We start from the raw sequence: 9,854 nt of genomic DNA on the forward strand, positions 1-9,854 counted from the left end.
GTGCCTTACTGCTTGCGGTTGGGATCGGTCTCGGTGATCGCCTCTTCATGATACCAGCTATCGAAAGCAGCCGTTGCGATGCTCGTGCCGATATCGGGGGTGAGGTTCACCTTTGGACGCTGGCTTGCCGCGGTCGCGCGGGCCTTGACGGGGAGTTGGTAGATCTTTGCCGTTTCGCTTTGAGCACTGATTGCCATTCGCTGTCTCTCCCTTTTGGTGTCTAAGCGGGCGCGCTTAAAGAGACAGCTCATATATAGCAAAGTCGAACGTCGATTTCAGCAAGTTGCTCAAAAAAAATGCTGAAAGTTGAAATTATAGGCAATTTCACTGCTTAACTATTGTGGGTTGCTAATATGCTTTGCCGATTTTTCGAGCTGAGGCGAATCGGTCGATCTGCGACAAGTTGGCAGCCCTCGGCAGCTCGGTGTCTCGCGATTTAAAAGGAATCCGGCGCTTAGCTCTCCAAAAAACTGCGGAAAGGCGGCGCTGCAGCAGAATTTTCGCTGTCTGAGCAATCGGCCTCGCGATTCTGGCACGGCAAATGCATCTCCCTTGGCAGCCGTTCGTAGCGAGGAGTTTTCCGGCGGGCGCCGGCCAAGTTTTTCCTACTTCGCCTGATTAACTGTTATGAGGTGCGTAATGACGAAATATAAGCTCGAGTATATCTGGCTCGACGGGTACACCCCGGTACCGAACCTGCGCGGTAAAACGCAGATCAAGGAATTCGACGCATTTCCGACGCTCGAGCAGCTTCCGCTTTGGGGCTTCGACGGTTCGTCGACCATGCAGGCCGAAGGCCGCAGCTCCGATTGCGTGCTGAAGCCCGTCGCGATCTATCCGGATCCGGCCCGTACCAACGGCGCTCTCGTCATGTGCGAAGTCATGATGCCGGACGGCGTTACGCCGCATCCGTCCAACAGCCGCGCCACCATTCTCGACGACGAAGACGCATGGTTTGGCTTCGAGCAGGAATATTTCTTCTACAAGGACGGCCGTCCGCTCGGCTTCCCGGAATCCGGCTATCCGGCTCCGCAGGGTCCGTACTACACCGGCGTCGGCTACAAGAACGTCGGTGATATCGCCCGCGAGATCGTTGAAGAGCATCTCGACCTTTGCCTCGAAGCAGGCATCAACCACGAAGGCATCAACGCCGAAGTGGCCAAGGGTCAGTGGGAATTCCAGATTTTCGGCAAGGGCTCCAAGAAGGCCGCCGACCAGATCTGGATGGCACGCTACCTGCTGCTGCGTCTTTGCGAAAAATATGGCATCGACATCGAGTTCCACTGCAAACCGCTCGGCGACACCGACTGGAACGGCTCGGGCATGCACTGCAACTTCTCGACCAAGTTCATGCGCGAAGTCGGCGGCAAGGCCTATTTCGAAGCGCTCATGGCTCAGTTCGACAAGAACCTGCACGACCACATTGCGGTCTATGGCCCGGACAACCACATGCGCCTGACCGGCAAGCATGAAACGGCTCCGTGGAACAAGTTCAGCTACGGCGTTGCCGACCGCGGTGCTTCGATCCGCGTTCCGCACTCCTTCATCAAGAACGATTACAAGGGCTACCTCGAAGATCGCCGCCCGAATTCCCAGGGCTGCCCCTACCAGATCGCTTCCCAGGTTCTGAAGACCATCTCGGAAGTTCCGACGGCTGGCTTCGCTTCCGAAGCTGCTTGATGAAAAGATTACCTTCTCCCCCGCGGGGAGAAGGTGGCCCAACGGGCCGGTTGAGGGGGCGCTACAAGCGCGCTCGAGACCGGCCCTTTGTTTTTGAGATGAATGGCGGTGCGTGCGAACACCTCAAATGAGAGAGGGGGCATCCCTTCCCGGTAACGCCCCCTCAACCCGCTTGCGCGACCTTCTCCCCGCTGGGGAGAAGGTGTTTTCTCAGGCCGCTTTCGCATCCTTATCGATCGGATGCTGCGAGCGAAAACCGACTGCCACCCGGTTCCAAACATTGATCGCGCCGATTGCCACGGTGATCTTGACGATCTCTTCTTCACTGAAGTGCTGCTTCAGCGGTTCGAAATCGGCGTCCGGTATGCCGGTCTGGGCGATCTTGGTGACGGAGTCGACCCAGCGCAGCAGGGCGCGTTCGCGGTCGTCATAAATAGGCGATTCCCACCAGACGCACATCAGATTGATCCACTGTTCGCTGAGGCCGTCATGACGGGCTTCCTTGACATGCATGTCGACGCAATAGGCGCAGCCGTTGATCTGGGAGGCCCGCAGCTTGATCAGGTGAATGAAACGGCGCTCCAGCCCGGAGGTCTGGACGAAATTCTCCAGCGCCATGATGGCCTTATAGGAGTCCGGCGAAGCCTTGGCGAAGTTGAAACGAGGTTGCATGGTTCTCTCCTTTGGTTTGGGATCTATCGTGAGGTTCTGCGTTCGTTGAGGGCAAGGAAGGCACAGCCTCTTGCCGCGATGCTGCCGTCATCGCCCGCCGCAACATCGGCGAGGATATCGGCAATAGTGGTCTTGGCGAGCTCGGCGCGGTACACCCGCTCTGCCGCCAACATCGCCGCGCTGATGCCGCACGGCTTTGCGAAGTATTTTCCAGGCAGCGGATTTGGTCCGCGCTGACGGATTTCGGTGCAGCGAAAGGCAGGCGCCGGCCCTTCGACAGCAAGTACGATATCGAGCAGGGTGATTTCGGCCGGCAGACGCGCCAGCCTATAGCCACCCTTGGGACCAGGTACGGTGTCGAGAATGCCGGCGCCAGAAAGCGCTTGCAGATGCTTCAACAGATAACTCACCGACACCCCATGATACTCGGCAATCGCCGCGGCCGAAAGCACGCTGCCCTCAGACAGTCCGGCCAGCATTCCGACGCTGTGTATCGCCTGTTCAACGCCTTCGCCGAGTTTCATCGGTCCGTCCTCTTCATATCGTGGATATTTTTTATCCGCGATTATGAGTGGTGTCAAATCCTTTTTGTGGTCTGGAGTATGCGCCGCGGGGTATGCACTCTCCGCGACCACTGAAGCCATCGATGGGAAGTAACCAACCTCCCGCTTCCTATCCTCCGCATTTCGACTACATTTGCCTCGTGGACCAGATCGATTCCGAGCGCCGCCTTGCCTTGCCTGCCCCTTTCATCCGTTGGTTTGAGGAAAAGGGATGGCAGCCGCGTGTCCATCAGCTTGAGTTGCTGGCTCGTGCCGAAGCCGGCGAGAGCACGTTGCTGATCGCGCCAACCGGGGCCGGCAAGACGCTGGCGGGGTTTCTTCCCTCGCTCACCGATCTGACCCGGCGCGGCAAGATCCCGCCGGGCTCGGCCTTCACCGGCATCCACACGCTCTACATCTCGCCGTTGAAGGCGCTGGCTGTCGATATCGAGCGCAATCTGATGAAACCGGTCACGGAAATGGGCCTGCCGGTCTCCGTCGAAAATCGCACCGGCGATACGCCAAGCGGCAAGCGGCAACGCCAGAAGCTCAGTCCGCCGGACATTCTGCTGACGACGCCGGAGCAAGCGGCCCTGCTGCTCGCGAACCACGAAGCCGAACGCTTCTTCAAGAATTTGAAATACATCGTCCTTGACGAGCTGCATTCCCTCGTGACGTCAAAGCGCGGCCATATGCTCTCGCTCGGTCTTGCGCGCCTGCGCAAGCTTGCGCCTGATCTGCAAACCATCGGCCTGTCGGCGACGGTTGCCGAGCCGATGGACTTGCAGAAATGGCTGGTGGCGCAGGAGGAGGGGATGGAACGGCATGCCGGCCTCGTGACGGTCGAGGGCGGCGCCAAGCCTGATATTTCGATCCTCAGGACCGAGGAACACATCCCCTGGTCCGGCCACTCCGCCAAATACGCGATTCCCGATATTTGTCGCGAACTGAAAGAGCACCGGACGACACTTCTCTTCGTCAACACGCGCTCGCAGGCGGAAATGCTGTTTCAGGAGCTGTGGTCGGCAAACGACGACAATCTGCCGATCGCGCTGCATCACGGCTCGCTCGACGTCGGACAGCGCCGCAGGGTCGAAGCCGCCATGGCCGCCAATAAGCTGCGCGCCGTCGTCGCCACCTCGACGCTCGATCTCGGCATAGACTGGGGCGATGTCGATCTCGTCGTCCATGTCGGCGCCCCGAAAGGCGCATCGCGCCTTGCCCAACGCATCGGCCGCGCCAATCACCGCATGGACGAGCCGTCGAAAGCGATCCTCGTCCCGGCCAATCGTTTCGAGGTGATGGAATGCCAGGCGGCACTCGACGCCAATTATATCGGCGCGCAGGATACGCCGCCGGTCGGTGCCGGCGCGCTCGACGTCCTTGCGCAGCATATTCTCGGCATGGCCTGCGCCGAACCCTTCGACATGTTGGAGCTCTATGACGAGGTCCGCAGCGCTTCGCCGTATGCCGACCTATCCTGGGAGACATTCGAGCGCATCGTCGATTTTGTTGCCACCGGCGGCTATGCCTTGCGCACCTACGAGCGTTATGCCCGCATCCGCAAAACACCGGAGGGCCGCTGGCGTGTCTCCAATCCGCAGGTGGCACAGCAATATCGCCTGAACCTCGGCACCATCGTCGAGGAGGCGATGCTGAACATTCGCCTGGTCAAACGCAACGCGCTGGGCTCGCTTGGTCGCGGCGGAGCTCCCCTCGGCAAGGTCGAAGAGTATTTTCTGGAACAGCTTTCGCCAGGCGACACCTTTCGCTTTTCCGGCAAGGTGCTGCGTTTCGAGGGCATCCGCGAGAATGAATGCCTGGCCTCGCAGACCTTCTCCATGGATGCGAAAATCCCCTCCTATGCCGGCGGCAAGTTTCCGCTGTCGACCTATCTTGCCGATCAGGTGCGCATGATGATCGACGATCCCGATCGCCGTCATCGCTTGCCGGATCAGGTGCGCGACTGGCTCGAGCTGCAGAAGGACAGGTCGCTGCTGCCAAAGCGCGACGAGTTTCTGATCGAAACCTTTCCGCGCGGCAGCCGCGCCTACATGGTCGCCTATCCCTTCGAAGGGCGGCTGGCGCACCAGACGCTCGGCATGCTGCTGACGCGGCGGCTGGAGCGGGCCGGTGCAAAGCCGATGGGCTTCATCGCCACCGATTATTCGCTCGGCATTTGGGGCTTGGAGGATATGAGCCTGATGATCGCCAATGGCCGTCTCAGCCTTTCCGATCTCTTCGACGAGGACATGCTCGGTGACGATCTCGAAGCCTGGCTCGATGAATCCTTCCTGCTGAAGCGCACCTTCCGCAATTGCGCCATCATTGCCGGTTTGATCGAGCGCCGCCATCCCGGCAAGGAAAAAACCGGACGGCAGATGACGGTATCCGCCGATCTGATCTATGACGTGCTGCGCAGCCACGAGCCGGACCATATCCTGCTGCAGGCGACGCGGCGGGACGCCGCCACCGGCCTTTTGGAGATTGGCCGCCTTGGGGATATGCTGAAGCGAATCAAGGGCCACATCACCCATCGGGCGCTGGATCATATCTCGCCGCTTGCCGTGCCGGTGATGCTGGAAATCGGCAAGGTGCCGGTGCCGGGCGAGGCGCATGATGTGGTGCTGGCGGAAGCGGCTGACGATCTGATCCGCGAGGCCATGGAATAAGCATGCCAACGGATGAGGGTAGACCAAGTTGATGAACCGCCTGGCGCTTGCGCGAGAGATGAACGGTCAAGTGAGCAACGGATTGACGCCCGCATCGGGCGTCGAAACCGCCGTTCATGGTGTCGCCGCCGTCTGCGATCCGCTTGGCGCGCTTTATCTTCCGGATGCCGGCATCCTCGTCGTTTCCGATCTGCATCTCGAGAAGGGCGCGGCCTTCGCGCGGCGCGGCATGCTGCTGCCGCCTTACGATACGCTGGCGACACTGACGGTGCTTGCGGCTGTCATCTCCCGCTATGATCCGAAGCTCGTCGTCTCGCTAGGGGACAATTTCCATGACCGCGTGGGCTCCACGCATCTGCCGGAAGAATTCCGCAGCCTGATCGTCAACATGGCGCGCGGCCGCGAATGGATTTGGATCAACGGCAATCACGATCCGGACGGCACTGTCGATCTGCCCGGTCGCTCTGTCGATGAGATGCATTATGGCGGACTGACCTTCCGTCACGAACCGAAGGGCGGTCAGCAGACCGGCGAGATCGCCGGTCATCTGCATCCATCCGCCACCGTCCGCCGCCGCGACAAATCTGTCCGCCGCCCCTGCTTCGCCACCGACGGCGCCCGCCTGCTGATGCCCGCCTTCGGCATCATGACCGGCGGACTGGACCTGCGCCACAAGGCCATGGCCGGCCTGTTCGACCGGGAAAGTCTCATTGCCCACGTGCTTGGTCGCGACCGCATCTATTCGGTACGCTTCGGCAGTCTCTCTGCCTAAGCCGCTTTCGCGGGCTCGTAGCGCAGGATCACCGCGCCGGTCTTTAGGGGTGTGGTTCCGAGCAGCTTCATTGGAATCCGTTCCGCCGCAGGCTTGAAATGCGGATTGCCGCCGCCGAGAACGACGGGAACGAGGCAGAGGCGGATTTCGTCCACCAATCCCGCTTTCAGAAGCGTATCCGTTACTTCGGCGCTGCCGAAGACGAACATGGTCTTGCCCGGCTCTTCCTTCAATTTCCTAACTTCGGGGACGATGTCGCGAACGACTCGGGTATTGTTCCACTCCGCCTTGTCCATCGTCCGCGATGCTGCGATCTTGGCGATGCCGTTCATATAGGCGGCGATATCGGGTGTCTCAGTCGCGGTCGGCCAGTAGGCGGCCATGCCTTCATAGGTCTTGCGGCCGAAGATCAGCAGACCGCCTTCCTTGCCGAGTTCGGTCGCGTAGTGCTCCAACTCGTCGCCCCAGGCGAGCATATGGAAATCGAGATCCCAGGGTTTCGTTCCCTCGAAATAACCGTCAAGCGTCATGAGATTCCAGACAACAAGCTTTCTCATCGGTCTCCTCCTTCGCGATAACCGTATCATAATCAAAACTGGTTGCTAAAAGCAAGCAGTTGAAAATTAGCGTGACTGGTGGCAAAGTGCAAGCAGTTTTTTGGAGGTCCCTATGGACGCGCTCAACCGCTCCGGCTGCCCGATTAATCTCACCCTGGAAATCCTGGGTGACCGCTGGAGCCTGATCATCATCAGGGACATCATGTTCGGCAATCGCCGGCATTTTCGCGAGCTTCTGCAGAACTCGGAGGAGGGGATCGCCTCCAACATCCTCGCCGATCGGCTGAAGCGGCTGGTGGAGCGCGGGCTTTTGACCCGCGACGACGATCCGACCCACAAGCAGAAAGCCGTCTACAGCTTGACCGAAATGGCGATCGACCTCGTGCCGCTCTTTGCCCATATGGGGGCGTGGGGCCGCAAGCATCTGCCGGTCTCGGAGGAGCTGTCCATCCGGGCGGAGCTGTTGGAAGATGGCGGGCCGAAGCTCTGGGAGGATTTCATGGATGAGCTGAGGGCGAAGCACCTGGGCAAGGTCTTGCCGCCGGGAACGCCGTCGGTGCTCGGCCGGTTGACGGAAGCCTATTTGAACGTGGTGGAGCGGAAGAAGAGCGCTTGATGCGGCTACAGAACATGAAGAGAGTGCACACCCCCCTCTGTCACTGTCGTGACATCTCCCCCGCAAGGGGGGAGATTGGTAACCCGTGGCGCCCTCTTGCCTCAGTGACACATCGAATCCGCTGCAATTGCAATTGATTGTTTTGCGGGTAATGAGCGGCAAACTCCCAACGATCTCCCCCCTTGTGGGGGAGATGTCCCGAAAGGGACAGAGGGGGGCATCAGTGGTACGGCATATGCAAAGTTTCGTTTCAGCTTGCTGAAAATAGAACCTAGCTCTTCCGGAACACGAAGCTCGCCGTCCATCCCGTAATCACCGCCAGCAGCACCGAAAACGCGCCATAGGCGATGGGACGTTCATGGGCGGCATCGGTGATCGTCTGCTCGATGCCGGTCTTGATGACGCGCAGCGGCAGGGATTTTTCAGTCAGGAACTTGCCGCTCTTGAAGAGATAGGCGCGCACGGTATGCACGCCGTTCGGCACGTCCGCGGGCAATCTCAGCGTTGCCTTGAACAGGCTGGAACTGACGAAGCGGACGCCTGCCGGATCGCTTTCGTAAAGGCCGCCGATCTGCTGCAGCCGTCGGAAAGCCTGTCGGAATTCCGGTACATCCACGCCGCTGCCGACGAAACCGACCGGGGTGAGCTGAATATGATCCATACCGATGCCGCGATCATTCAGTTCCAGCGGCGCGGTAATGTTGTCGACGGGGCGCGTGCTCGACAGCGAATAGGCCTGCGGCACATGCTCGAAGGTCATCGAGCGAGTATTGACCCAAATGCCGAAGACCCGTTCCTTCTTGCGCACGGTGGCATTTTCGCGCGGCCCCTCCAGCACGACGACGATGTCGTATTGGCCGATAGCCAAAAGTAACTGATCGGTGTTGGAAAGCGCGCCGAAGATCGTGAGATCCGCGCCGGTGAAATCGGAGGTGATGGCGATTTCGCTGGTCGAGGTGCCGATCTCCATCGTTTCGCGTGCCGTCGTGGAGGTTGTCGGCTGGTCGAGCAGCACTTGCGCCTTCGCGCTCAATGGCGCAAGCAGGAGAGCGGCTGCGAGGATCGGGCCAAAACGTCTCATCGGCCCGCTCCTTCGAGCACGACGGAATAGATATCGGCCGGCGTGACCACCAACGCAATCGCCAGGCGCAGGCCGACGGCAAGGACGAGGAGGCCAAGCAGTGCGCGCAATTGCTCGCCGCGCAGCTTCTGACCGACCCGCACGCCATATTGCGCGCCGATAACGCCCGCCACCATCAGCAGGAAGGCCAGTACGATATCGACGGAATAGTTCGTCGCGGCCTGGACGACGGTGGTGTAGGCGGTGACGAAGATGATCTGGAACAGCGAGGTGCCGACAACGACATTGGTCGGGATACGCAGCAGGTAGATCATCGCCGGCACCATGATGAAGCCGCCGCCGACGCCCATGACGGACGTCAGGATGCCGATGCCGAAACCGAGGCCGATTACCGGTATGACGCTGAGATAGATCTTCGATTTCTTGAAACGCATCTTCAGCGGCAGACGGTGCACCCAACTGTGATGACCGGGTTTGCGGGGCCTGGCCGGCTCGTTGCGGGCGGCACGACGCATCGCATTCAGGCTCTCCCACAGCATCAACCCGCCGATCGTGCCTAGAAAGACGACGTAGAGCAGCGAGATGAAGAGATCGAGCTGGCCGATGCGTCTCAGCAGCGAGAAGATCCAGATGCCGACGGTAGCACCCGTAAGACCGCCGATCAGCAGCACCGTGCCGAGTTTCATATCCAGCGTTCCGCGGCGGAAATGCGTGATGGCGCCCGAAATCGACGAGGCGACGACCTGGTTGGCGCCGGTGGCGACGGCGACCACGGGCGGGATATTGTAGAAGATCAGAAGCGGCGTAATCAGAAAGCCGCCGCCAACGCCGAACATGCCGGAGAGAAACCCAACGGCTGCGCCCATGCCGAGAATAATGAATATATTCACCGACAGTTCTGCGATCGGCAGATAGATCGTCACGGTCTGATCCCAGTTGCAGGTATCCGAGCGCGAACGACCGGATGCCTGTGAACAATTCCCCTTTAAACAGACGATTCTAATCTGAAATGATTGCCAGAGCCTTAGGAAAAACCATGGCGCCTTTCAGCGATCGAATTCTTCTTTTCACTCTAACGCGGCATTTTCCGCGATTGTGTGACGTTTGCGCCGCAAGGCAAAGCCGGCGCGAAACCGTGGGTTACCGCCGGCGAAGCGTTCAAATGTGATGATGATCAGGTCGGTGGCCGCAAATTACAAAAGGGTGCGGGTCGCGCATGACCGGCATGCCCGAAGGCTTCATCGATCCGAGATGAAGCCTTC

The 9,854-nt window shown here is 59.8% G+C and carries 10 protein-coding genes; 4 read left to right on the forward strand and 6 right to left on the reverse strand.

The genetic code is table 11. The features are described 5' to 3' along the window. Positions 1–5: 5 nt before the first annotated feature. The gene (locus QDY28_RS17530; RefSeq protein ID WP_331382942.1) at positions 6–197 is read right to left on the reverse strand and encodes a DUF2735 domain-containing protein; all 192 of its coding nucleotides are present in this window, start codon (positions 195–197) and stop codon (positions 6–8) included. Between the two features lie 442 nt (positions 198–639). On the opposite strand from QDY28_RS17530, the gene QDY28_RS17535 reads away from it, so the two are divergent. Then, complete coding sequence (locus QDY28_RS17535) at positions 640–1,680, forward strand: glutamine synthetase beta-grasp domain-containing protein (RefSeq protein WP_331382943.1); 1,041 nt, start codon at positions 640–642, stop codon at positions 1,678–1,680. A 210-nt stretch (positions 1,681–1,890) separates the two neighbouring features. On the opposite strand, the gene QDY28_RS17540 is transcribed toward QDY28_RS17535, so the two are convergent. Together QDY28_RS17540 and QDY28_RS17545 are read right to left on the reverse strand one after the other, a co-directional pair. Next, positions 1,891–2,352 carry a carboxymuconolactone decarboxylase family protein gene (locus QDY28_RS17540; protein ID WP_331382944.1) on the reverse strand — a complete coding sequence of 154 codons (462 nt, stop codon included), beginning with the start codon at positions 2,350–2,352 and terminating at the stop codon, positions 1,891–1,893. Positions 2,353–2,375: 23 nt separating this feature from the next. Then, complete coding sequence (locus QDY28_RS17545; RefSeq protein WP_331382945.1) at positions 2,376–2,876, reverse strand: RrF2 family transcriptional regulator; 501 nt, start codon at positions 2,874–2,876, stop codon at positions 2,376–2,378. Between the two features lie 179 nt (positions 2,877–3,055). Here QDY28_RS17545 and QDY28_RS17550 point away from each other — a divergent pair, with 179 nt between their 5' ends. Then, positions 3,056–5,566 (forward strand): ligase-associated DNA damage response DEXH box helicase, encoded by a 2,511-nt coding sequence (locus tag QDY28_RS17550; RefSeq protein ID WP_331383025.1) that lies wholly within the window; start codon positions 3,056–3,058, stop codon positions 5,564–5,566. A gap of 31 nt (positions 5,567–5,597) precedes the next feature. Further along, positions 5,598–6,338: a ligase-associated DNA damage response endonuclease PdeM gene (pdeM, locus tag QDY28_RS17555; protein WP_331382946.1), complete on the forward strand. Its 741-nt coding sequence runs from the start codon at positions 5,598–5,600 to the stop codon at positions 6,336–6,338. Here pdeM and QDY28_RS17560 read toward each other — a convergent pair. Beyond that, the gene (locus tag QDY28_RS17560; protein ID WP_331382947.1) at positions 6,335–6,895 is read right to left on the reverse strand and encodes a dihydrofolate reductase family protein; all 561 of its coding nucleotides are present in this window, start codon (positions 6,893–6,895) and stop codon (positions 6,335–6,337) included. The two genes, pdeM and QDY28_RS17560, sit on opposite strands and share 4 nt — an antisense overlap. Positions 6,896–7,007: 112 nt before the next feature. On the opposite strand from QDY28_RS17560, the gene QDY28_RS17565 reads away from it, so the two are divergent. Further along, positions 7,008–7,511 (forward strand): winged helix-turn-helix transcriptional regulator, encoded by a 504-nt coding sequence (locus tag QDY28_RS17565; RefSeq protein WP_331382948.1) that lies wholly within the window; start codon positions 7,008–7,010, stop codon positions 7,509–7,511. Between the two features lie 271 nt (positions 7,512–7,782). Here the strand turns inward: QDY28_RS17565 and QDY28_RS17570 are convergent, their stop codons facing one another. Both QDY28_RS17570 and QDY28_RS17575 read right to left on the reverse strand, forming a co-directional pair. Then, entirely contained in the window at positions 7,783–8,592 is an 810-nt protein-coding gene (locus tag QDY28_RS17570; protein WP_331382949.1) for a TIGR02186 family protein, read from the reverse strand. Further along, a complete protein-coding gene (locus tag QDY28_RS17575; RefSeq protein ID WP_331382950.1) occupies positions 8,589–9,515 on the reverse strand; it encodes a sulfite exporter TauE/SafE family protein in 927 nt (308 codons plus the stop codon). Before QDY28_RS17575 ends, QDY28_RS17570 begins: the two co-directional genes overlap by 4 nt. Between the last annotated feature and the right edge of the window lie 339 nt (positions 9,516–9,854).

The organism is Rhizobium sp. BR 362 (genome assembly GCF_036528765.1).
GTDB lineage: Bacteria > Pseudomonadota > Alphaproteobacteria > Rhizobiales > Rhizobiaceae > Rhizobium.

Coding starts and splice junctions, on each gene's coding strand:
- pdeM (WP_331382946.1), top strand. CDS start 5,598: ATGAACCGCCTGGCGCTTGCGCGAGAGATGAACGGTCAAGTGAGCAAC.
- QDY28_RS17530 (WP_331382942.1), bottom strand. CDS start 197: ATGGCAATCAGTGCTCAAAGCGAAACGGCAAAGATCTACCAACTCCCC.
- QDY28_RS17545 (WP_331382945.1), bottom strand. CDS start 2,876: ATGAAACTCGGCGAAGGCGTTGAACAGGCGATACACAGCGTCGGAATG.
- QDY28_RS17560 (WP_331382947.1), bottom strand. CDS start 6,895: ATGAGAAAGCTTGTTGTCTGGAATCTCATGACGCTTGACGGTTATTTC.
- QDY28_RS17540 (WP_331382944.1), bottom strand. CDS start 2,352: ATGCAACCTCGTTTCAACTTCGCCAAGGCTTCGCCGGACTCCTATAAG.
- QDY28_RS17565 (WP_331382948.1), top strand. CDS start 7,008: ATGGACGCGCTCAACCGCTCCGGCTGCCCGATTAATCTCACCCTGGAA.
- QDY28_RS17570 (WP_331382949.1), bottom strand. CDS start 8,592: ATGAGACGTTTTGGCCCGATCCTCGCAGCCGCTCTCCTGCTTGCGCCA.
- QDY28_RS17535 (WP_331382943.1), top strand. CDS start 640: ATGACGAAATATAAGCTCGAGTATATCTGGCTCGACGGGTACACCCCG.